The sequence below is a fragment of the Nonomuraea sediminis genome (assembly GCF_018531495.1).
Lineage (GTDB): Bacteria > Actinomycetota > Actinomycetes > Streptosporangiales > Streptosporangiaceae > Nonomuraea > Nonomuraea sediminis.
This window is the reverse complement of record NZ_JAHDTI010000002.1, coordinates 1,046,982-1,067,957: the sequence shown is the minus strand read 5'-3', so window position 1 is coordinate 1,067,957 and position 20,976 is coordinate 1,046,982. Positions and strand designations below refer to the sequence as shown.

The 20,976-nt window shown below is 71.4% G+C and carries 21 protein-coding genes and 1 tRNA gene; 10 read left to right on the top strand and 12 right to left on the bottom strand.

Annotated features, from left to right (window positions below; translation table 11 throughout):
* Position 1: 1 nt before the first annotated feature.
* Entirely contained in the window at positions 2-880 is an 879-nt protein-coding gene (locus tag KIK09_RS13170; RefSeq protein WP_214319389.1) for a serine hydrolase, read from the top strand.
* Here the strand turns inward: KIK09_RS13170 and KIK09_RS13165 are convergent, their stop codons facing one another.
* Together KIK09_RS13165 and KIK09_RS13160 are read right to left on the bottom strand one after the other, a co-directional pair.
* Positions 881-1,939 (bottom strand): Glu/Leu/Phe/Val dehydrogenase dimerization domain-containing protein, encoded by a 1,059-nt coding sequence (locus KIK09_RS13165; RefSeq protein ID WP_308164063.1) that lies wholly within the window; start codon positions 1,937-1,939, stop codon positions 881-883. It lies immediately after the preceding gene.
* 2 nt (positions 1,940-1,941) lie between these two features.
* Positions 1,942-2,292: a nuclear transport factor 2 family protein gene (locus KIK09_RS13160; protein WP_214319388.1), complete on the bottom strand. Its 351-nt coding sequence runs from the start codon at positions 2,290-2,292 to the stop codon at positions 1,942-1,944.
* 132 nt (positions 2,293-2,424) lie between these two features.
* On the opposite strand from KIK09_RS13160, the gene KIK09_RS13155 reads away from it, so the two are divergent.
* From KIK09_RS13155 to KIK09_RS13135, 5 genes are all read left to right on the top strand, one after another.
* Positions 2,425-4,779, top strand: a complete 2,355-nt coding sequence (locus KIK09_RS13155; protein WP_214319387.1) for a serine hydrolase — start codon at positions 2,425-2,427, stop codon at positions 4,777-4,779.
* Positions 4,780-4,896: 117 nt separating this feature from the next.
* Entirely contained in the window at positions 4,897-6,426 is a 1,530-nt protein-coding gene (locus tag KIK09_RS13150; RefSeq protein WP_214319386.1) for an ABC transporter substrate-binding protein, read from the top strand.
* Positions 6,427-6,432: 6 nt separating this feature from the next.
* The gene (locus tag KIK09_RS13145) at positions 6,433-7,368 is read left to right on the top strand and encodes an ABC transporter permease (RefSeq protein ID WP_214319385.1); all 936 of its coding nucleotides are present in this window, start codon (positions 6,433-6,435) and stop codon (positions 7,366-7,368) included.
* 1 nt (position 7,369) lies between these two features.
* A complete protein-coding gene (locus tag KIK09_RS13140; protein WP_214319384.1) occupies positions 7,370-9,223 on the top strand; it encodes a dipeptide/oligopeptide/nickel ABC transporter permease/ATP-binding protein in 1,854 nt (617 codons plus the stop codon).
* The gene (locus KIK09_RS13135; protein WP_214319383.1) at positions 9,220-10,128 is read left to right on the top strand and encodes an ABC transporter ATP-binding protein; all 909 of its coding nucleotides are present in this window, start codon (positions 9,220-9,222) and stop codon (positions 10,126-10,128) included. The genes KIK09_RS13140 and KIK09_RS13135 overlap by 4 nt, the downstream gene beginning before the upstream one ends.
* Here KIK09_RS13135 and KIK09_RS13130 read toward each other — a convergent pair.
* From KIK09_RS13130 to KIK09_RS13120, 3 genes are all read right to left on the bottom strand, one after another.
* Positions 10,110-11,195: an alanine racemase gene (locus tag KIK09_RS13130; RefSeq protein WP_214319382.1), complete on the bottom strand. Its 1,086-nt coding sequence runs from the start codon at positions 11,193-11,195 to the stop codon at positions 10,110-10,112. The two genes, KIK09_RS13135 and KIK09_RS13130, sit on opposite strands and share 19 nt — an antisense overlap.
* Positions 11,192-12,544, bottom strand: a complete 1,353-nt coding sequence (locus KIK09_RS13125) for a tryptophanase (protein ID WP_214319381.1) — start codon at positions 12,542-12,544, stop codon at positions 11,192-11,194. Before KIK09_RS13125 ends, KIK09_RS13130 begins: the two co-directional genes overlap by 4 nt.
* A 103-nt stretch (positions 12,545-12,647) precedes the next feature.
* Complete coding sequence (locus KIK09_RS13120) at positions 12,648-14,255, bottom strand: PucR family transcriptional regulator (protein ID WP_214319380.1); 1,608 nt, start codon at positions 14,253-14,255, stop codon at positions 12,648-12,650.
* A 128-nt stretch (positions 14,256-14,383) separates the two neighbouring features.
* Between KIK09_RS13120 and KIK09_RS13115 the strand changes: the two genes are divergently transcribed.
* Positions 14,384-14,911, top strand: coding sequence for a GNAT family N-acetyltransferase (locus tag KIK09_RS13115; RefSeq protein ID WP_214319379.1), 528 nt, complete (start codon positions 14,384-14,386; stop codon positions 14,909-14,911).
* Position 14,912: 1 nt separating this feature from the next.
* On the opposite strand, the gene KIK09_RS13110 is transcribed toward KIK09_RS13115, so the two are convergent.
* Positions 14,913-14,999 (bottom strand) — tRNA-Ser (locus KIK09_RS13110).
* A gap of 52 nt (positions 15,000-15,051) precedes the next feature.
* On the opposite strand from KIK09_RS13110, the gene KIK09_RS13105 reads away from it, so the two are divergent.
* On the top strand, positions 15,052-15,366 hold the full coding sequence (locus KIK09_RS13105; RefSeq protein ID WP_214319378.1) for an STAS domain-containing protein: 315 nt from the start codon (positions 15,052-15,054) through the stop codon (positions 15,364-15,366).
* Here KIK09_RS13105 and KIK09_RS13100 read toward each other — a convergent pair.
* From KIK09_RS13100 to KIK09_RS13075, 6 genes are read right to left on the bottom strand one after another with little or no spacing between them, the layout of a single operon-like run.
* Positions 15,355-16,194, bottom strand: coding sequence for an NUDIX domain-containing protein (locus KIK09_RS13100; RefSeq protein WP_214319377.1), 840 nt, complete (start codon positions 16,192-16,194; stop codon positions 15,355-15,357). The two genes, KIK09_RS13105 and KIK09_RS13100, sit on opposite strands and share 12 nt — an antisense overlap.
* A 12-nt stretch (positions 16,195-16,206) precedes the next feature.
* The gene (locus KIK09_RS13095) at positions 16,207-16,902 is read right to left on the bottom strand and encodes a M15 family metallopeptidase (protein ID WP_214319376.1); all 696 of its coding nucleotides are present in this window, start codon (positions 16,900-16,902) and stop codon (positions 16,207-16,209) included.
* A gap of 32 nt (positions 16,903-16,934) precedes the next feature.
* Positions 16,935-17,414, bottom strand: a complete 480-nt coding sequence (locus KIK09_RS13090) for a universal stress protein (protein WP_214319370.1) — start codon at positions 17,412-17,414, stop codon at positions 16,935-16,937.
* 17 nt (positions 17,415-17,431) lie between these two features.
* Positions 17,432-17,671, bottom strand: coding sequence for a hypothetical protein (locus KIK09_RS13085; RefSeq protein ID WP_214319368.1), 240 nt, complete (start codon positions 17,669-17,671; stop codon positions 17,432-17,434).
* Positions 17,668-18,093: a hypothetical protein gene (locus KIK09_RS13080; RefSeq protein ID WP_214319366.1), complete on the bottom strand. Its 426-nt coding sequence runs from the start codon at positions 18,091-18,093 to the stop codon at positions 17,668-17,670. Before KIK09_RS13080 ends, KIK09_RS13085 begins: the two co-directional genes overlap by 4 nt.
* Entirely contained in the window at positions 18,090-19,895 is a 1,806-nt protein-coding gene (locus tag KIK09_RS13075) for an MDR family MFS transporter (protein WP_275956087.1), read from the bottom strand. The genes KIK09_RS13080 and KIK09_RS13075 overlap by 4 nt, the downstream gene beginning before the upstream one ends.
* A gap of 121 nt (positions 19,896-20,016) precedes the next feature.
* Here KIK09_RS13075 and KIK09_RS13070 point away from each other — a divergent pair, with 121 nt between their 5' ends.
* Together KIK09_RS13070 and KIK09_RS13065 are read left to right on the top strand one after the other, a co-directional pair.
* Positions 20,017-20,574: a TetR/AcrR family transcriptional regulator gene (locus tag KIK09_RS13070; RefSeq protein WP_214319362.1), complete on the top strand. Its 558-nt coding sequence runs from the start codon at positions 20,017-20,019 to the stop codon at positions 20,572-20,574.
* A 131-nt stretch (positions 20,575-20,705) separates the two neighbouring features.
* Positions 20,706-20,969 (top strand): hypothetical protein, encoded by a 264-nt coding sequence (locus KIK09_RS13065; protein ID WP_214319360.1) that lies wholly within the window; start codon positions 20,706-20,708, stop codon positions 20,967-20,969.
* Positions 20,970-20,976 lie beyond the last annotated feature (7 nt).

The following is a 20,976-nucleotide window of genomic DNA, read 5'->3' as shown; positions in this document are numbered from 1 at the left end:
GGTGCGCGAGATCACCGAGCTGTTCGACGAGGTGGGCGCCGAGGTGTCGATGTACGCGCTGGACCTGGCCACCGAGGAGGGTGTCGGCGTCAACGCGGACCGCCGGGTCGTGCTCGCCTCCGTCTTCAAGATCGCCGTCATGCTGGCCTACGCCGAGGGCGTCTCCTCCGGGCGGCTCGATCCGGCCGAGCGGGTCACGGTCGCCCCGGAGGAGCGTGTCCCAGGACCTACCGGGTTGTCGGTGTTCACGGACCCGGTGGAGCTGTCGCTTCGCGACCTCGCGATGCAGACGATCACCGTGAGCGACAACACCGCCACCGACGTGGTGCTGGAGCGGCTGGGCGGAGTCGCCCGCGTGGCGGAGGTGATCGAGGCCGTGGGCCTGCGGGAGACGGTGATCACGAGTGGGACCCGCGAGATCGTGGGATCCCTCATGCGTGAGCTCGGCCCCGCGGTGGAGGCCGCCGGGGGCGAGCTCTCCGCCGTTCACGCCGAGGTGGTCGACCGGCTGACGGCGCTGGATCCGGTCAGGACGTGCAGCAGCACGCCGCTGGAGATCGTCACGTTGCTGTCGGGGATCTGGCGCGACCAGGCGGCACCGGCCGACGCCTGCGCCGAGGTTCGCCGGGTGATGGGGCTGCAGGTGTGGCCCCACCGCATCGCCTCGGGCTTCCCCGATGGATACGAGTGGGCGGGCAAGACGGGAACGCTGCCCGCCGTACGGAACGAGGCCGGGGTCGTCACGCTCCCCGACGGCAGCCAGATGGCCCTGGCGATCTTCACCAGGGCGCGCGACCATCAGCAGAACCGCCCCGACATCGACCGGGCCATGGGACTGGCCGCGCGCCTGGCGACCCGGTGGCTGGTCTCCAGGCGCTGATCAGTAGGTTCCGCGCTGCGGCACCGGCGGCGGTCCGAGCCGCCGGATCGCCGAGATCCGCTCCTCGGCCATGCGGTCGGCGATCGATTCCGGCGGCAGATCCTCCACGCGGGACCGCCGCCAGATCCTGTCCAGGGTGTCGGCGATGCCCCGGACGCGCCGCTCGGCGGTGGCCGCGTCGTGGCCGAGCAACTCCTCGGCCAGCAGGATGATGCCGCCGGCGTTGGCGCAGTAGTCCGGAGCGTAAAGCACGCCTCGGCGATGCAGCTCCACGCCGTGGTACGGCTCGGCCAGGACGTTGTTGGCCGCACCGGCGACCACGGCGGCGTCGAGCGCGCCCAAGACGGCGTCGTCGATCGCGCCTCCCAGAGCACACGGCGCGAAGACGTCACACGCCACCGCCGCGATCTGGTCAGGCTCGACCGTGCGCGCGCCCAGCTGTCCTGCCACGGCCTCGGCGAGGTCCATGCGCGCATCGCTGAGGACGAGTTCGGCCCCGTCCCTGGCCAGCAGGCCAGCCAGGGCGGCTCCGACGTGGCCCACTCCCTGCACCGCGACCCGCCGTCCGGTCAGCTCGGGGCTGCCGTGCAGGTGGCGCATCGCGGCGTGGATGGCGGCGTGGACGCCGGCGGCGGTGAACGGCGACGGGTCGGCGCCCACGCATGAGACCCGGTCGGCTTCCAGTGCCAGCACCCTGAGGTCGTCCTGGGTGGTGCCGCTGTCGACACCGGGGATGTAGCGGCCGCCCAGCACCTGGACGTAGCGCCCCATCGAGCGCAGCAGCGCCTCGCTCTTGTCCCTGGCGGGGTCCGCGATGATCACGCTCTTGCCGCCGCCGAGGTTGAGCCCGGCCAGCGACGCCTTGTAGGTCATGGCCTTGGCCAGCCGGAGGGCGTCTCGAACGGCGTCCTCGTCGGTCGCGTAGGGGGCGATGCGGACACCGCCCAGCGCCGGTCCGAGTGTGGTGTCGTGGATGGCGATGACGGCGCGCAGCCCGCTCTCCGCGTCGTGGCAGAGCATCGCCAGCTCGTGACCGCCCTCCCGGATGAGATCGAACACGCTCACACCCCCGGGGCGAGGAAGTAGGTGACGCGGTCGCGGATCAGGCCGTGATCGAAGGTCAGGAAGTCCGCCCACTCGGCCGACAGCGCCCGCCCGTCGCGCGACACGCCCGTGAACCCGCCGCGGACCGCCACCTGGTCCGCCTCGCACACGATCGCGTCCAGGGCGTGCGTTCCCCGCTCGATCATCCGGACGTTCTCGTAGAAGTCGCGCAGCGCGTCCACGCCCTCGATCGGAGGGTAGCCGCCACGTCGGTAGATCACTCGGGGATGGAACATCGACAGCAGGCGGTCGTGGTCCGCCGCGTCCACGGCCTCGTAGTAGGCCAGGGCCAGCTCACGCTCGGTCATGGCGTGGAGTCTTCGCGGCATGCCGTGACCGGCACATCGTGTGCGCCCACGAACCCGCTCGCGCGGCTTCGTACCGCCGGGACAGGAATCGGGCCCGGCCTGCCGTACAAGCTGGCCGCGGAGGTGAGGCCGGTGACGGCACCGGAGCATGAGCAGGTGGTGGTCCGCACGGGGACCAGGTCCGGCGCGACGATCATCGTGGCGGTGCACTCGACCGCGCTCGGGACGGCGGCCGGCGGATGCAGGCTGTGGCGTTATCCCGACTGGCGGGACGGGCTGGAGGACGTGCTCCGGCTCTCGCGGGCGATGACCTGGAAGGCAGCCCTGGCGGGGCTGGAGCTGGGCGGCGGGAAGGCCGTCATCGCTCTCGGCGAGGGCGAGGAGCTCACGGCGGTCACCCGCCGGGCGGCCCTGCTCGATCTCGGTGACGTCGTCGAGTCCCTCGACGGCGCCTACCGCACCGGGGAGGACGTCGGGACGACGGCCGAGGACATGCTCGTGGTCAGGGAACGCACCGGCCACGTCACGCACGGGGGAAACGGGGAGGAACCCACCGCCGCGGGCACGCACGCCGCGATCAGCGCGACCTTGAGAAGGCTGTACGGCACGCCCGACCCAGCCGGGCGCCGGATCGCGATCATGGGGATCGGGCAGGTGGGCGGGCGGCTCGCGCGACGGCTCGCAGCCGAGGGCGCCCACCTCGTCCTCTCCGACGTCGACCCCGCCAAGCGGGAACTGGCGGCAGAGCTCGGCGCCTGGTGGGCCGAGCCGGGAGCGGAGGTGCTGGCGACCGAGGCCGACCTCCTCGTCCCCGCCGCCGTCGGTCCTGCCGTCGGCCGGGACGACGTCGCCGCGCTGCGCTGTGCCGCCATCGTCGGTCCCGCTGACAACCAGCTCGCCGGCGACGACGTGGCCGACCTCCTCGCCGCCCGCGGGATCCTCTGGGCCCCCGACTTCCTGGTCGGTGCGGGCGGAGTCATCCACGCGGCGACGGCCGACCTGATGGGCCGCTCGCCGGCCGAGGTGCGGGAGCGCGTCCTCGGCATCGGCCGGACGCTGAGCGACGTCTACGCCATGGCCGACGCACACGGCCTCACCTCACTGGCCGCGGCCACGCTGTCCGCCCAGGAACGGCTGGACCGGGCCCGCGACCGTCGAAGGCCCCCGCGCCCCCGGATGCGGGCTCTGCTGGAGTCGCTGACGCAACGGTACGGCGTGCCAGGCGTGAGCGTCGGCATCCTGGACGGCGAGAAGATCACGACGTACACGGCGGGAATCGCGAACCTGGACACCGGGGTCGAGGTCACGGCGGACACCGTCTTCCAGATCGGCTCCAACACCAAGCTGCTCACCGCCGAACTGATCATGCAGCTCGTCGACGAGGGTCTGATCAAGCTGGACGCGCCCGTGACCGACTACGTGCCGGAGTTCCGGCTCCGCCATGCCGACGCGTCCTCGGTGACCATCCGCCATCTCCTGAGCCATCGAGGCGGGTTCCTCGGCGACTTCCCGGGCAACGGCGATCTCGGCTGGGGAGCGGACAACATCGCGCGCTACGTGGCCCAGCTCGCCGACGTTCCTCAGCTCCACCCGGTGGGGCGGATGTGGTCGTACTCCAACAGCGGCATGATCCTGCTCGGCAGGGTCGTCGAGCGTCTGACGGGCCTGCCGTACGACCGGGCCGTGCGCGAGCGGATCGCGGAGCCGATCGGCGCCGACAGCATGCTGTTCCGTCCGGAGGAGATCCTGCTCAGGCGCGCGGCCGTCGGCCATGTCCCCGACCCGGTCACAGGCAAGATCAGGGTCGCCCCCGTCTATCTCGAACAGCCGTGGTGCGCTCCGTCCGGGTCCATCACCGTGTCGACCGCCGAGGACGTCCTGCGGTTCGTCAGACACCACCTGGCCAACCTCGAGCGGGCCGAGCGGATGTGGGAAGAGCAGGTCGCCATCCCCCCGATGCGGGGCACCTACGGGTGGGGGCTGGGCTGGGCCCTGCGCAGGCTCGCCGACGGTCGCAGGGTGGTCGGGCACGGCGGGACGACGCTCGGGCAGGTGTCGGCTCTGGACGTGGTGCCCGAGGCAGGCGTGGCGGTCGTCGTCCTGACCAACAGCGCCGGCGGCGGCGCTCTCGGGCAGCGGGTGGTGGACCAGGTGCTCCTGGAGCGCACCGGTGCCGTCGTCGCCGACCCGGTCGACAGGTCGCAGGAGCCTCCCGCGCTCGATCTGGCCGCCTACGCGGGTTTCTACGACGGCGCCCTGGCCACGATGGAGGTGACCGCGGACGGTGCCGGGCTCCTGGCCACCTTGCGCACCGACCTGGCGGACAACCCGCCGCCCCCTCCCGAGGCACTGCGCCTGACCCCGGTGAACGCGCAGACGTTCGCCGTCGACGGCGGCGACCAGTACGTGCACTTCCTGGAGCCTGACGGGCGCGGGCGCCCGGCCTTCGCCTCGGCTCTCGGCCGCGTCTTCCCCAGGAGCCGGTGATGCGGATTGGTGACGGCCGACTAGGTGACGGCCCCGATTGTCGTGCACCGGGACGAGGTGGCGGCGCAGGCAGGAGGCACAGACTGCCACATCACACTTCCGCTGGTAGGAGGCACCATGAGGCATCGTGCGGCGCTCTGCGGGCTCGCGCTGCTGGCCGCGGCATGTTCCGCGAACGGCGGGCAGGGTTCATCCGACGGCACGTTCACCATGGCCATCGCCGCTGACCCCGACAACCTCAACCCGCTGGCCAGCAGCTCGGCCTACACGCACGCCATCGGCCGGTTCATGTACGACTCCCTCGTCTACCTCCGGCCCGACGGGTCGATCACCTCCGGCCTGGCCACCTCGTGGAAGCAGGGCCCCACCGGCGTGACCTTCACCCTCGGCAAGGGAATCACCTGCGCCGGCGGGACGCCGTTGAAGCCTTCCGATCTCGCGGCCGACTTCGCCTACGTCACCGACCCGCGCAACGGCTCGCAACTGCTCGGCGGCAACGTGCCGGCCGGGCTCAAGGCCAAAGCCGACGACAGGGCCGGGACGCTCACCCTCACCGTCACCAAGCCCGACCCCTTCCTCCTCAGGAAGACCGCCGACGTCCTGCTCGTGTGCCCGCGCGGCCTGCGCGATCCCGGTCTGCTCAAGCGCGGGGCCGACGGGACAGGCCCTTACACGCTCTCCGAGGCCGTCGCCGACGACCACTACACCCTGGTCAAGCGGACGGGCTACCGCTGGGGGCCAGGCGGCCTCACCTCCGCCGAACCCGGCCTGCCCGACAAGGTCGTCTTCAAGGTCGTCAAGAACGAGACGACGGCCGCCAGCCTGCTGCTCGCCGGGCAGATCAACGCGGCTTCCGTCAGGGGCGCCGACCGGCAACGGCTGGAGGCGGCCAAGCTGTTCACCCGTCAGGCGCGAGCCGTACTCGGCGAGATGTTCTTCAACCAGGCCAAGGGCCGCCCCGGGGCCGACGAACGGGTCAGACGTGCCCTGGCCACCGCCCTGGACCTGCCTGAGCTCGCCAAGGCGCTCACAGGCGGCACAGGCCTGCCCACTCAGAGCCTGGTCACGGTGGAGCCGAAGGCGTGCGCGGGCGACAGCGTCACCGGCAACCTGCCCGCGCACGATCCCGAGCAGGCGAAGGCACTGCTCGCGCAGGCAGGCTGGGGCAGGAACGGCAAGCCCCTCGGACTCACCCTGCTCTACACCTCCGAACTGGGCGCCAGAGCCACCGCCACGGCCGAACTGATGGCACAGCGGCTGCGGCCGCTCGGCATCGAGCTGACCGTGAAGCAGGCCGTACGCGGGGAGTTCGCGCAGATCGTGTTCGGCAGCGGCGACTGGGACATCACCCTGCTCCCCATCGGCGCCTCGCTGCCCACCGACCTGACCCCCTTCGTGTCAGGCCCCACACCGCCCAAGGGGTCGAACTTCGCCCACATCGGCAACCCCGACTACGAACGCGCTGTCGCCAAGGCGGCGGGCGGCGGTGGGTGCACCGACTGGCTGGCCGCGGAGAGCGCCCTGGTGCGGCGGGTCGACGTCGTCCCGTTCGCCGACGACACCATCCCGATCTTCGCCGGCGGCGCCCGCTTCGAGGTCGTCGCCGGTGAGGTGTCCCCGCAGTCCATCCGCATGACCACCCGGTAGAGGCTCATGGGATTCCTCCTCCGGCGGGCCACGCGCTTCGCCATCTCCCTGGCGATCCTGGTCACCGCCTCGTTCGCGATGATCCATCTCGTGCCCGGCGACCCTGTCAGGGCCGCGCTCGGCACGACCGCCCCCGCCGAGCTCGTCGAGGCCCGGCGCAGCGCCCTGGGCCTGGACCTGCCCCTGTGGGAGCAGTTCCTCGGCTACGTCCGCGGCCTGATCAGCGGCGATCTCGGCAGATCCATCGGCTCCGACCTGCCCGTCTCCACGATCATCGTCGAGAGGCTGCCGGAAACGCTCAAGCTGTCCCTTCTCGCCACCGCGCTGACGCTCGCCGTCGCGCTCCCGCTCGGCATCACGATGGCCGTCCTCACCCACGGCGGGCGCCGCCGCGCCGCCGAACTCGGCTTCGCCGGCATCACCGGGATGCTCACCGTCATCCCCGAGTTCCTGCTCGCCGTCGGCCTGGTCTTCGTTTTCGCGATCACGCTCCAGTGGCTGCCGGTGGCGGGCAAAGGCGGCCCCGCCTCGTACGTCCTGCCGGTGCTCGCGCTGGCGGCCGGGCCGATCGCCGGCCTGTCGCGGGTCGTCCGCGTGGACACGCTCACCGTCCTGGACCAGGACTACATGCGGACGGCACGCGCCAAACGGCTGCCCGTCCGCCTGCTCTACCTGCGTCACGCGCTGCCCAATGTGCTCACCTCCGCGCTGACCATCGCGGGCATGCTCGTCGTCGGCCTGATCGCGGGGACCGTGCTGGTGGAGACCGTGTTCGCCTGGCCCGGGCTGGGCGCCACGATCGTCCAGTCCATCCAGCAGAAGGACTATCCGCTCGTCCAGGGCATCGTGCTCGTCTACGGCACCGCGGTGCTGGTGGTGAACCTGCTCGTCGACACGGCGCTCGGCGTCCTGTCTCCGGGCTCGACGGTCAGGGAGAGCTGACATGCGAAGGCATCGCCACACCACGCTCGGCGCGATCGCCGTGATCGCCCTCTCGCTCCTGCTGGCCGCGGCCGTCCTCGGCCCGCTGCTGTGGGGTGCGGCCGCCGCCCGTGTGGACATGGACGCGGCGTTGCGGGCCGCCCAGTCCGGGCACGCGTTCGGCACCGACGACCTGGGCAGGGACGTCCTGGCCAGGGTCATGGTCGCCACCCGGCTCTCGATCGGCCTGGCGCTGCTCGCGACGCTCATCAGCGTGGCCCTGGGAGCGCTCGCCGGTGGCCTGCCCGCCGTCCTGGGAGTGCGTGCGGCGCGGCTGGTCACCGCCGCGATCGACCTGGCCATGACGTTTCCCGGGTTGCTGCTCGTGCTGGTGCTCGCCGTCATCTTCGGTGCCGGCGCCACGGGGGCCGTGCTGGCCGTCGGCGTCGCGGGCGCGCCCTCCTTCGCCAGGCTCACCAGGAATCTGGCCGCCACCGTCGCGGCCAAGGACTACGTCGCCGCGGCCCGCCTGTTCCGCGTGGGCCGCGGGCGGCTGCTCGCCCGCCACATCCTGCCGAACATCGCCGAGCCGCTCGTCGTCAACGCCACCATCGGCGCGGGCCAGGCCCTGCTCGCCTTCGCCGGGCTGTCGTTCCTCGGCCTGGGCGTCCAGTCGCCGGCCTACGACTGGGGCAGGCTGCTCAACGAGGGCCTGAACAACATCTACGTCAACCCGTCCGCCGCGCTCGCGCCGGCCGCCGCGATCGTCTTCGCCGGCATCACCTTCTCCCTGGTGGGAGAGGCGCTGGCCCAGATCCTCGGGGTACGGCGGAGCCTCGCCCGGCCTCCGCGTCCGGTGGATTCCCCGGGGTCCGAGGCGAGCGAAGACGCGCCGGAGTCCGTCGTGAGCGTCGCGGACCTGACGGTCGCCGTCCCCGGTGACGGCAGCTACATCACCGTCGTGGACGGCATCTCCTTGGAGATCGGCCCTGGCGAACGCGTGGGCCTCGTCGGCGAGTCGGGATCGGGCAAGAGCCTCACCGCGCTCGCGGTCGCGGGGCTGCTCGGAGCGACGGCGCACGTTCGCGCGGGCCGTCTCCTGGTCGCCGGGACCGACCTGCTCGCCATGACGGGACGCCGGCGGCGGCGCTCCCTCGGCTCGTCGGTGTCCATGGTCTTCCAGGACCCGTTGACCTCGCTGAACCCGGCACTCCGTATCGGGGCGCAGCTCGCGGAGGTCTCGCGCGTCCACCACGGGCTTCCCCGCGCCTCCGCGCTCGGGCGGGCCGTCGACCGGCTGCGCAGCGTGCACATACCGGCCCCGCACCACCGCGTCCGCCAGTATCCCCACGAGCTGTCCGGCGGCATGCGGCAGCGGGTCATGATCGCGATGGGGTTGATGGGCGAGCCCGAGGTTGTCATAGCCGACGAGCCCACCACGGCTCTGGACGTGAGCGTCCAGCGCCGCATCCTGCGGTTGCTGCGCGAGCTGAGCAGCGGATCGGGCGCCGCGCTCCTACTGATCTCGCACGACATGGCCGCGATCGCCGGGGCGTGCGACCGCGTGCTCGTCATGTACTGCGGTTCGGTCGTCGAGGACCTTCCCGTCGACCGGCTGACGACCTCGGCCCTGCACCCCTACACCAGGGCTCTCGTCGCCGCGGTGCCGACCATGGCGACCGCTCGCGATCTGCCCCTGGCCACCATCCCGGGCAGGCAACCCCACCCACGGGAAAGGCCGGCCGGGTGCGCTTTCGCCGCCCGGTGCGCCCATGCCGACGAGCGCTGCCGGCACGAACGTCCCGTACTGACCCCGCAGGCCGACCACCACCTGGTGGCGTGCTGGCACCCACGGCATCCGGAGGATGAAGCATGAGCACGCTCGAGTTCCGCGGCGTGTCCGTACGCGTGGGCGAGGGACGCCGCGCCTTCACCGCGGTCAACCGCATCGATCTGGAGATACCGGCGGGCCAGGTGCTCGGCCTCGTCGGCGAGTCCGGGTCGGGCAAGTCGACGCTGGCGCGCGCGGCGGCAGGCCTGATCCCGGTCGGCGCGGGCCAGATCCTGGTCGACGGGGCCACGCCCCGTCCCGGAGCGATCCAGCTCGTCTTCCAGGATCCCTATTCCTCCCTCGACCCGCGCATGACGATCGCGGCGTCGATCACCGAGGCTCTGCGCGCGGGCGACCGTACGCGCGCGAGGTCGTGGCCGGAGGAAGTCGGGAAGGCGCTCGATCTGGTGGGCCTCGATCCCGAGGTCGCCGCCGCGCTACCCGCGCACCTGTCGGGCGGCCAGCGCCAGCGGGTGGCGCTGGCCAGGGCGCTGGCATCCCGGCCGAGCGTGCTCGTGGCCGACGAGATCACCTCCGCGCTGGACGCCTCCGTCCAGGGCACGGTGCTGAACACCGTCCGTTCTCTCCAGCGGGAGCTCGGGCTGACCATGCTGTTCATCTCGCACGACCTCGCGGTCGTCCGCTACGTCAGCGACGTCGTCGCGGTGATGCACCTCGGCAGGATCGTCGAGTGCGCGCCCGTGGACGACCTGCTGGACAGCCCCCGGCATCCCTACACGAAGATGCTGCTGGACACCGGCGAGGCGGACGGCCCCGAGAGGGAGGCCCCGGACCCGCGTCACCCGCCCGCCGGGTGCCGCTTCCACACGCAGTGCCCCTCCGGCCCTCTGGTTCTGCCGGAGCGGGTGCTCTGCGGGGAGGCCGACCCGCATGCCGGGGCGCGGGAGCGGGAGCACCGTGTGGCGTGCCACTACGCCGGATCGCGGTGATTGACGATCGGCTCGACGCGCACGTCGCCCGACCTGCCGATCACGTACATGCGCTCGAACTGGGCGATGGCGGTGTCCACGTGCCGGGGGACCAGCGAGAGCAGGGTTCCCACGGCAGGCGCGGCATCCTCGGGGGCCTCGACCGGGAGGTGCTCCTGCGACGGCAGGCCGACGCGCAACTCCGGCCGCCCGGCCACCGCCGCGTGCGGCCGCCCGGCGTCGACGCCGATCGCCGTCAGGCCCGCGTCCAGCGTGAGCCGGCCCCGGCGCGGCCGGCTCACCACCCTGGCCAGCACGGTGGCGGCCGGCGGGAACACACCGCCCAGCCGTTCGACGGTCCGCAGGTCGCTGTAGACGATCGTCCCCGGTCCCAGCGTCAGCCGCTCCATCCAGGGGCTCGGCAGCCGATGGGCGAGCAACTCCGCGAAGGAGGAGGTGCTGCCCATCACCAGCTCCCGCACCTGATGTCCCGCCCTCTCCAGCCCCTCGGCGAGAGCGACGAGCTCGCGCGCCTCCTCGGCCACTCCATCTCTGAGCTCGTCCGGAGCCAGGTCGGCGAGGTGCCCGTCGTAGGTGTGCAGGCCGCGCAGCTCGATCCCGCGCGTGGCGAGTGACTCCACCACCGCCAGGGCGCGGGCATGGTCGCGCACCGGGACACCCGTGCGCTCCATCCCGAGGTCCACGTCGAGGAACGCGCCGAGCCTGCCGCACCTCCCGGCCTCGAGCGCCTCGGTCGAGTCGACGAGGACCGACACCCGCGCGGCCGGATGCTCATCGGCCAGCTCCACGGCGCGGCTCAGGACCGGGCCCAGCGCGGGATAGGCCAGCAGCACGTCGGGAGCTCCCACGGCCAGGGCCGCGGCCACCTCCGCGGTCGTCGACGCCTTGAAGGCGGTCAGGCCCTTCTCGCGCAACCGCGCGATGGCCCAGGCAGCGCGGGCCGTCTTGATGTGCGCCCGCCACCTGCCCGGCGCGCCCATCAGCTTGATCGCGCGATCGACGTTGCGCTCGAACACCGCCTCGTCCACGACCAGGGCGGGCGTGCGAACCTCGGGCCACGGGCTCATGCCGGTACGAGCTTCGCCGTGAAGTGCCGCAACGACCGCGGCGCCTCGGTGATGCGGTATCCCGAGATCGATCCGGCGCGGGCCGAGACGGCCGCGGCCGAGCGGACCACGTGCTCGAGGTGGCTGCGGGTGTAGACGCGGCGCGGCAACGCCAGCCGGAGCAGCTCGTGGGGCGCCTCCTCCTCCCGGCCGTCCTCCAGGACCCTGCCGAAGCTCAGCGTGCCGACCTCGAAGCCGCGAACCCCGCCTTCCAGGTACAGCTCGCAGGCCAGGGCGTGCGCGGGGAACCGGCGTGCGGGGACGTGCGGCAGGACCCGGCGCGCGTCCACGTAGACGGCGTGACAACCGGCGGGCCGTACGCAGGGGAAACCCGCGCTCTCCAGTTCGTCGGCGAACCAGGTGGCGGTGTCGGCCCGGTGACGCAGGTAGGCCGGGTCGGTGACCTCCAGCAGGCCTTGGGCCAGCGCTTCCAGGTCCCTGCCCGCCAACCCGCCGTAGGTGGGGAAGCCCTCCGTCGCGATGAGCAGCTCGCGGCAGCGGGCCGCCAGCTCGGCCGAGCGCAGCGTGATGAGGCCGCCGATGTTGGCGATGGCATCCTTCTTGAGGCTGGCCACGCAGCCGTCGGCGAGTGCGAACATCTCCTCCGCGACCTGGCGGGGCGCGCGGCTCTCGTACCCCGGCTCGCGCTGGGTGATCAGGTAGGCGTTCTCGGCGAAGCGCGCCGCGTCCAGGAAGAACGGTACGGCGTGCCGGTCGCACACCCGCCTGACGGCTTCGAGGTTCGCCATGGAGACCGGCTGACCACCACCCGCGTTGTTGGTGACGGTCATGACGACGCAGCCGACGTCGACACCCCGGGCCAGCAGCGACTCCAGTTCCTCCACGTCGAGGTTCCCCTTGAACGGCTCCTTGCCGTCCAGCTCGGCGGCGGCCCGGCACGGCAGGTCGAGGGCCCGGCCGCCGATCAGCTCCACGTTGGCGCGGGTGGTGTCGAAATGCGTGTTGCTCACGCTCACCTGCCCGGGGCGCAGGAGGCAGGAGAACAGGATGCGCTCGGCGGCGCGGCCCTGATGGGTCGGCAGGATGTGCGGATGGCCGGTCAGCTCCCCGACGACCCGTTCGAACCGGAAGAACGAGCGCGCCCCCGCGTAGGACTCGTCGCCCACCATCAGGGCCGCCCACTGCGCCGCGGACATGGCCCCGGTGCCCGAGTCCGTGAACAGGTCGATCGTCACCTGGTCGGCGCCCAGACGGAACAGGTTGTAGTCGGCGGACCGGAGCGCGGCGGCCCGCTGCTCGCGGCTGAGCATGGGCAACGGCTCGACCATCTTGATCTTGAATGGCTCCACGCTGGCTCCTTCGTCGGTGGATCGCACCGCGAGCGTAGGAACCCAGGTCGAGACGGGGATTCGTGCCGGCCGACGAAGAATGCGGTGGGCACTGGTGGACGGGTTACGAACGGCACTCGTAGAGCCGGAGGATCAGCATCGCCGCGAACCGCTGCTCCGGGTCGTCCAGGTCGATGCCGCCGACCTCGGTCAATCTGCGCAGACGGTACCTGAACGTGTTGGGGTGGACGTGCACGGCCGCAGCCGCGGAGGGGATGTCCCCGAAGGAGTCCAACCAGGCGCGCAGCGTGGGCACCAGGCGGCCGCCGTGGGCGAGATCGTAGGCGAGCAGCCGATCGACCGGCCCGTCGGGTCGGTGGCCCCACGGAGCCACCGACTGCCACAGCTCCGCCAGCAGCACCTCGATGTAGAGATCGTCGATCCCGGCCACAGGCCGCGATCCGGGTTCGGCCCGCAGCACGCTCAGCACCCGGTCAGCGTCGGCTCTCGGCGCCGCGAGACCTTGCTCGCCCGCGCTGGGCATGCCGATGCCGATCGCCCCGCGACCCCGCTCCCCGATCCGTTCGAGGAACTCGGCCGCGATCCGCTTGGCCCGCCGCGCTCCCTCCTCGCCGTACGACGGGACCGGCATGATTCCGTAGACGACGTCGCCGATGAGGGCACTGGCCGATCGCGGGTGCACCGCGGACAGGTGGACGGCGAAGGCGTCGGCGGCGCGGCGGCGGGCCGCCTCACCGCGCGCGGCCTGCTCGGCATCCCACTGGGACGACAGCGCATATGCCATGACAGCGCTCGGCCCCTCTCCCAGCCCGAGACGGACCGATGCCGCGCTCGCACCCGGTCCGCTCCCCAAGGCCGTCGCCACGAGCTCGGAGCGCAGCTGCCGATCGGCGTCCGAGCGCGCACGATGATGCAGCATGTGCAGGGCCACCAGCTTGCCCACCTCCGCGAAGGCCTGTTGCCTGGTGGACGTCAGCGGGCCGCGGACGGTGGCCCAGATCGAGCCGAGGATCTCGTCGCCCGCGCGCACCGCGAGGGCGGCCCGCGCGAGCAGACCGGGAATCCGCAGGTCGAAATGGACGGGCCCGGCACTGCCGTACAACTGGCCGAACACGCCCCGCTCCTCCAGGAGCCGGAGGTAGCGCTCCGGCATCTGGCGCCCGAGTATGGTCTCCACGCGGCTCTGGTCGGCCTCGTCCTGCCTGCCGGAGAACGCCAGCACCCGCAGGTTGCGATCTTCGATGGTCACGGGCGCGTCGAGCAGGGCGCTCACCGCGTTCGCGACCGCGAACAGGTCCCCGGCCCGGACACCGATCGGCTCGTCCCGCGCCGGCGGCTCGGGTTCCCCGAGGAAGGATCGCACCAGGCCGGCCAACTGGACCCACGACCCGCCGGGCGTGAGGCCCAGCAGCGGAACGCCGGTCTCAGCCGCCGCCGCTTCGATGCCCGCGGTCACCGGGACGGGGGCGCGCACGATCAAAGCGCACCCACCGCCGTCGGCGATCCTCTGGAGCAGGGGGACGACCTCGTCGGGTTCCCTGACCCCGACGCCGAGGACCAGCACGCCGTCCGACACGGCCAGGTGGTCATGAGGGTCCAGGATCGTGAGCCCGGTGACCTCACGTGCCGAACGAGGATCACCTGCCACCAGGTCGAGCAGCGTCGCGCCCAACTCCTCAAGGACCTGGACGAGCGGGATCGTCAAGCTCATGGCTGCCTCCAATCCGTGGAGGCTATCGACGGGCACCCACCCTCGCGATCCAGCCTGCGGGCCCACCGTGGTACAGCCTGCTATACCCCCGTCGGAGCACGCCTCACGGCTGTGCCACGCTGTCGCGCATGGATTTCAGGATGGGAACCCCGGGCGACGCCGATGCCATCGCGGCGCTGCACACCGAGAGCTGGCGGAGCGCCTATGCGGGGATCATGCCTGCTTCCTATCTGGACGGGCCGCTTCTGGAGGAGCGCAGGGAGCTGTGGGCCACCCGGCTCACTCCTGAAGTCCCAGGCGATGCCTCCCATCTTCTGCTTGCCGAGCGGGACGACGCGCTGCACGGGTTCGCCTACCTGATCGCGCAGCCGGACAGCCGGATCCTGCTCGACAACCTGCACGTCCGCCCCACGCTCAAGCGCTCCGGCATCGGGCGCCGGCTCATGGGTCACGCCTTCACCTGGGCGGCCGCCCAGCACCCCGGTAAGCCGGTCTACCTGGAGGTGCTCAAGGACAACAGCTCGGCCATCGCCTTCTACGAGCGATGCGGCGGCAGCGTCACCCGGGAGTTCGTGGAACGCCTTCCGCCGGGCTTCGAGCTACCCGTGATCGAGTACACCTGGACCTCGCAGGGCGTCGACGCCTTGAAGAACTGAGCGGAGGGTAAGGGATTCGAACCCTTGAGGCCATCGCTGACCTGGCCGCTTTCAAGGCGGCTGCACTCGTCCACTATGCGAACCCTCCAAGCGCGCACACCACGATAGCGGCCTCGGGACCCTCGGTGTACGTTCGGGAGATGACGGATCTCTGCGTAGAGGTCGAGCGAGCCCCGCGGGCGGCGCTCGTGCGCCTCGAAGGGGATCTGGACAAGGTGAGCGCCCCGGCGTTCAGGAAATGCCTGGCAGGCCTCGCCGAGGAGGGCTGTGTCGAGGTGGTCGTCGACACGGCGGGGCTGGCGTTCTGCGATTCCAGCGGGCTGTGGGTGCTGGTCGAGCACCAGCGGACGCTGTCCGGGATGGGCGGCACGCTCCAGTTGACCGGGGTGCACGGAGTGCTGCGAAGGGTCCTGGAGGTGACGGGGCTCAGGCCGCTGTTCGCCTCACAGCTGTGACAGCAGCCACCTGGGGCCCACGGTTTCGGCGCCGAGTTCGGTGACGCGGTCGCGCAGGCCTCGGTCCGCGGTGACGACCCGGACCCGTTCCCACGTCCTGGCCTGCCGTACGACGTCGACGATCGCGTCGTCGCCGCTGCCGAGGGCGGCGACGACCTCGATGCCCTCCGGCGCGGTCGCCTCGCGGGCGGCGCCCTCCACGACCGCGACGATGCGCGGATACCACTGGTCGAGCACGGGATGCGTCAGGCGCAGCTGGGCCACGTCGCGCAGCAGCTTGCTCGCCGCGCCGAGCCGGTCCTTCCACCAGCCGTGCTCGGCCCGCGCGCCGACGATGTTGGCCACGTCGAGCACCACGGTCTCGGGCCTGAGCGCCCCCTGGATCTCCGGCCAGGAGTCGGCGAAGCCGGGATGCAGCTTCTTGCTCGCGATGTCCGGCAGCGGCACCCACCGCAGCTCGGAGCTCTCGCTGTTGGCGGGCGCGGCGTGGAAGCGCTCGGGCGATTCGACGATCACCGTCTCGAACGCCCACCCGCCGTGGTCGTCCAGGTAGACGCCGAGCACGCGCAGCCCGTCGCCGTGCAGCGCGGCCTCCTCGCGGGCCTCGCGCAGCGCCGTGGCGACCGCGTCCTCGTGGCTGTCGCGCGCCCCGCCGGGCAGCCCCCAGGTGCCGCCGTGATGGCTCCACCAGGACCGCTTCTGCATCAGCACGTGCGGGGTGCCGCTGTCATCGTGATGTACGGCAAGCAGCCCGGAAGCCCCGTGCACGCCCCAGTGCCGATGCCCGAGCGCGCATTCGGTCCAACCGTCGCCGTCCTTGGCCGCCATCATCCGATTGTGTCAGCCTCCGCCCTTGCTGAAGTGCTGGAAGTCCTTCGCGCCTGACCAGGTACCGCCCCACTCCCAGCCGACGGCGGCGAAGGCGCGAACCACCTTGTCATCCGGATTTATCACGCCTTTGCCCTTCATGGGGCGCGTGGTGTACCTCTTCGAGGCCTTGTGGGCCGTGCTGCCGCTCGCGGTGACGTACGGGTTCTCGATCGTGTTGATGTCGACGGCTTCGCCGTAGGCGTGGTTCGACCAGTGCGTGGACCCGGTGGCGGCCCGGCAGTTGAAGGCCGAGGTGTTGTCCGCCTCGATCGAGTCGAAGTCGTCGCCCTTGTAGACGTCGACCAGCTGCATCTTGCGGATCGGCCAGCGCCAGCCGTACAGCTTCTTGAAGACCGTCACGATGTCGTCGGTGACGGTCTTGCGCACGACCAGCTCGCCGGTGTGCGCCTTGCTGTCGAAGCCCCAGTAGGTCATCGTGATCAGCCGCAGGTCCTGGTAGTGCACGGGGCAGCCGCGCTTCCACGAGTACGGCAGGCGGTCGCGGGAGACCTTGGTGACCTTCGCGGAGAAGACCGGCGGACCGGAGGGTGTCGGGCTCGCGTGCGGGGAGGGCGGTGAGGTGGTCGGCGCCGCCACGGCCTGGCCCTGGGCGGGCTGCTCCCCGCCGGAGGCACATGAAACGGACGCGAGCAGCGCGAATGTCATTGCGGCAGTACGTTTCACCAGGCCAGCCTAGGTCACGGCACGATGAGCACAGTACGGCGCGCGCGTTTCGCCAGCCCGACGGCCACCGAGCCGCCGAAGTTGTGCCACATCGAACGGGACCTGCCCACCACGATGGCGTCGGCCATGCAGGCGCTGGCGAGCGTCTCGAGCTCCTTGGCCGTGTCGCCGCGAACGCTGACGAACCGCCACGGAACGCCCACGCCGCTGAGCTCGTCCCGCAGATCCTCGGTAAGGTCCGCGGCGGTGTCGGGGATGATCGGGGACCCGGCGAAGAACCACAGGGTGGCGGCGGTCATCGACTCGACGAAGGCGATCATCAGCTCGGCGTTGTCCCTGCGGGCGAGCCCGGCCGCGTACGCCAGGGCGTTGCGGCTCGGGCCCGATCCGTCGAAGCCGACCACGAGCAGGCCGGCGCCGTCCTTGCCTATCTCGAACCGCCCCTCGGGCAGGGGCAGCCGCTCCCCTTGAGGATTGGTGCTACCGCCGTACACGGCACGTCCTTGCAGGGTCAGGCGTCGGCGACGTGCTTGCCGCGGTTGGCCAGCTCGCGCAGCGCGTCGGCCGCGTAGACGACCAGGGCCACGAAGGACACGCCGGCGAGGAGGCCACCGAGCCACAGGTCGTTGATCGTGGCGTCGACGTAGGCGCCGCCACGCGGCTGGTAGCCGACCGCGAACGGCGCGGCGATCAGCCACAGGCCACCCAGGAACAGCAGGACGAGGGCGGATACGCCCAGCTTGGCCTTCATCGGTTCTCCTCCACTCCCACCAGGGGGGCCGTGCCGTTCTGGCGGTGCTCGCCGGAGCGGCCGTTGCTGTTCAGGTCCTCGCGCAGCGCCTCGACCAGCGGGGCGAGCAGGCTGGCCAGCTCGGCCGACGACGCGCCGGCGGGAGCCGCGGCCGGGACCGGCTCGGGCTGCTCGACCGGGCGCTCACGCCTGGTCACCAGGCCGCGCGTGAGCAGGTCCTCGTAGATGGCCGCGACGAAGGCGACGACGCCGATCAGGCCGACCACCGCGACGCCGAGCCCGGTCCAGAACTCGGAGTTGGTGATGTCGGTCCAGTCGCCGTTCTCGGGCTGCGTGCCGAGCGCGAACGGAGCGATCATCAGCCACAGCCCGGCGATGAGCGCCAGGGCAGCCGCTACGCCGCCCACGAACTTGCGAATCATTGGGGGACTCCTCCTGTGACGAGGTCTTTGTGTGGTGGCGTCGCCTGCGCGATCAGCGCGCGCGACGTGGGCCTGAGCACGGTCTGCGCCACGGTCCTCGCGCGTTCCCGCTCCGAGCGGTCGTCGGGGGGCGCCATTCCTGCCACGGCCGACAGCAGCGCGGACGGCCTGCCGTTCATCCGCTCGATGCGCTGGGAGATCAGCTCGAGCAGCAGCCCGGCCAGGACCAGGTCGTCCTTGCTGAGCGGCTTGGGCCCGGGCGCGGGCGCCTGGTTCGTGCGCAGCGGGAGCTCCTTGAGGAAGAGCGCGGCCACGAAGCCCAGCAGCGCGATCGGCACGCCCACCAGGAAGACGGTCTCGAGGCCCCGGGTGAACGCCTCGAGCACGATGTGCTTGATCGGCCCCGGCAGGTGCTGGATGGCGCCGGGGCTGCCGAGCTTGACCGATCCACCGCCGGGCACCTTGATGTGGGCGGCCGCCAGCATGGAGGTCATCTCGTCCCTCAGCCGGTTGGTGAGGATGGCGCCGAACGCGGCCACACCCACCGCGCCGCCCAGCGACCTGAAGAACGACACGCCCGACGTGGTCGAGGCCATGTCGCGCATCTCGGAGCCGTTCTGCGCGGCCAGGATCAGCATCTGCATCGACAGGCCCAGGCCGATGCCGAGCACCGCCACGTCGGCGCCTATCAGCCACTCGCTGGAGTCGACGTGCAGCCGCGACAGCAGGAACAGCCCGACGGCCACGATCAGCAGGCCGACGACCGGGAAGATCTTCCACTTGCCCGTCTGGGTGACGATCTTCCCTGAGACGACGCCCGCGAGGAACAGGGCGACCACCATCGGCAGCGTCATCAACCCGGACTCGGTCGGGCTGAGCCCCTTGACGATCTGCAGGTACTGCGGCAGGTAGATCATCGCGCCGAACATCGCCATACCGACGAACAGCGAGGCGACGCTGGTCAGCACGAACGTCCGGTTGCGGAACAGCCTCGGCGGCAGGATCGGGTTGCGCGCCGTACGCTCGGCCAGGACGGACAGCGCCAGCATCAGCAGGCTGACCGCGGCCAGGAAGTAGGTCCAGAAGGAGTTCCACTCGAACTGGTTGCCGCCGAGCGTCAGCAGCAGCATCAGCGCGCTAGCGCTGGCCGTGATCGTGGTCGCGCCCCAGATGTCGATCGAGGTGTTGCGCTTGACCTTCGGCAGCCGCAGCACGCGCTGGATCACCGCGAACGCGACCACCGCGAACGGGACGACCACGTAGAAGCACCAGCGCCAGCCGAGCCAGTCGGTGTCGACGATGAACCCGCCGAGCAGCGGCCCCGCCACCGTCGAGATGCCGAACACGGCGCCCATGTAGCCGGAGTACCGGCCCCGCTCCCGCGGCGGCACGATGTCGCCGAGGATCACCTGAGCAAGGGCCGACAGGCCACCCACGCCCAGACCCTGTACGGCTCGCGCGGCGATGAGCTGCCCCATGTTCTGGGACAGACCGGCCACGAGCGAGGCCGCCACGAACAACCCCAGGGCGGATTGGAAGAGCAGCTTCCTGCCCCACAGGTCGGAAAGCTTGCCCCACAACGGCGTCGAGACCGTCATGGTGAGCATGGTCGCGCTCGCCACCCAGGAGTACTGGTCCTGGCCGCCTAGCTCCCCGACGATCGTCGGCAACGCCGTACCCACCACCGAGGTGGAGATCATCGAGGTGAGCATGGCGAGCATCAGCCCGGACATGACCTCGAGGATTTCGCGGTGGGTGTACTGCCGCCTCGCGGGGGCTGCGGCATATGTCTGGGCTACCAAGACACCACATCCCCTTACTTGGTTCTTTACTACCCAAGGAGTATACGCCCGTTTACTAGCCGCGCGGCAAGTGGCCTGTCGTGCGCAGTTGACAGGCATTTCGTCGATTAGAGTTCGAGGCATGGAGGCCCAGGTGACGGAGGTGCGGCCGCGCGATCGCGAGGCCACGCGGCAGCGGCTGCTCGAGGCCGCCCGCGCGCTTTTCGCCGAGCACGGCTACGAGCAGGTCACCGTGCGGCAGATCGCCGCCGCGGCCGGTGCGAACCTGGCGCTGGTGGGGCGTTACTTCGGCTCGAAGGCCGGGCTGTTCGGCGCGGTTCTCGAGGGCGAGCCCACCCTCCGCCGCCTGCTGGAGGGCGACCCGGCCGGGCTGCCCCGACGCCTGGCGGAGTACGCCGCGGAACGCATGCACGCCGATCCGGAGAGCCCGATCCTGCGCTCCCTCGAGCGCTCGGCCGGGGATCCGGAGATTCAGGCCCTGGTCAGGGATCGCCTCAGCACGTCGGTCATCGGCCCGCTGTCGGCCCTCATCGACGCCCCCGACGCCCACGCCCGCGCCCGCCTGGCCACCGCGGTCTTCCTCGGCGTCGGCGCCATGAGACGCCTCCTGGGCCCGGAACCGGTCACCCCGGCCGACGTCGACCGCCTCACCGTCATGTTCGAGACCTGCCTGCTATGACGCGCCGGCAGGAGGTCAAGCCGGTGAATGGCCAAGCTGACCTTCGGCACGATTGAGACGCAGGACGATTCCCACTCGCTGGTGCCCGTGGTCGTGGGCGTCGTCTGAAGGATGCCGGGTTCTTCGCTTCGATGGCGATGTCCAGCCTGGAGAACAAGGTGTGCGGGATCGACCCGCTGACCGGGCACCGGACCGCGAAGTGCGGGCCCGTTGGGACGTTGGCCAGGGTCATGTTCTACGCGTGGCTGTTCGCGCCTGTCGGGTGTGTGATGCTCGGCGCGCTGGTTTCGTACATCCCGCGGCGGTTGTACGGCGCGCGGGTGGCCGCGCTGGCGGGGATCATGACGTGGCCGATGGCGATCGTGGGGGTGTATCTGCTGTACCCGGCCGGGTGACCCGGGC

Bases quoted from the DNA above. Each gene is read 5' to 3' on its own strand.
- KIK09_RS13135 (WP_214319383.1), top strand. From the start codon at position 9,220: ATGAGCACGCTCGAGTTCCGCGGCGTGTCCGTACGCGTGGGCGAGGGA.
- KIK09_RS13065 (WP_214319360.1), top strand. From the start codon at position 20,706: ATGGCGATGTCCAGCCTGGAGAACAAGGTGTGCGGGATCGACCCGCTG.
- KIK09_RS13115 (WP_214319379.1), top strand. From the start codon at position 14,384: ATGGATTTCAGGATGGGAACCCCGGGCGACGCCGATGCCATCGCGGCG.
- KIK09_RS13070 (WP_214319362.1), top strand. From the start codon at position 20,017: ATGGAGGCCCAGGTGACGGAGGTGCGGCCGCGCGATCGCGAGGCCACG.
- KIK09_RS13100 (WP_214319377.1), bottom strand. From the start codon at position 16,194: ATGGCGGCCAAGGACGGCGACGGTTGGACCGAATGCGCGCTCGGGCAT.
- KIK09_RS13085 (WP_214319368.1), bottom strand. From the start codon at position 17,671: ATGAAGGCCAAGCTGGGCGTATCCGCCCTCGTCCTGCTGTTCCTGGGT.
- KIK09_RS13150 (WP_214319386.1), top strand. From the start codon at position 4,897: ATGAGGCATCGTGCGGCGCTCTGCGGGCTCGCGCTGCTGGCCGCGGCA.
- KIK09_RS13145 (WP_214319385.1), top strand. From the start codon at position 6,433: ATGGGATTCCTCCTCCGGCGGGCCACGCGCTTCGCCATCTCCCTGGCG.
- KIK09_RS13140 (WP_214319384.1), top strand. From the start codon at position 7,370: ATGCGAAGGCATCGCCACACCACGCTCGGCGCGATCGCCGTGATCGCC.
- KIK09_RS13160 (WP_214319388.1), bottom strand. From the start codon at position 2,292: ATGACCGAGCGTGAGCTGGCCCTGGCCTACTACGAGGCCGTGGACGCG.
- KIK09_RS13095 (WP_214319376.1), bottom strand. From the start codon at position 16,902: ATGACATTCGCGCTGCTCGCGTCCGTTTCATGTGCCTCCGGCGGGGAG.
- KIK09_RS13080 (WP_214319366.1), bottom strand. From the start codon at position 18,093: ATGATTCGCAAGTTCGTGGGCGGCGTAGCGGCTGCCCTGGCGCTCATC.
- KIK09_RS13130 (WP_214319382.1), bottom strand. From the start codon at position 11,195: ATGAGCCCGTGGCCCGAGGTTCGCACGCCCGCCCTGGTCGTGGACGAG.
- KIK09_RS13105 (WP_214319378.1), top strand. From the start codon at position 15,052: ATGACGGATCTCTGCGTAGAGGTCGAGCGAGCCCCGCGGGCGGCGCTC.
- KIK09_RS13120 (WP_214319380.1), bottom strand. From the start codon at position 14,255: ATGAGCTTGACGATCCCGCTCGTCCAGGTCCTTGAGGAGTTGGGCGCG.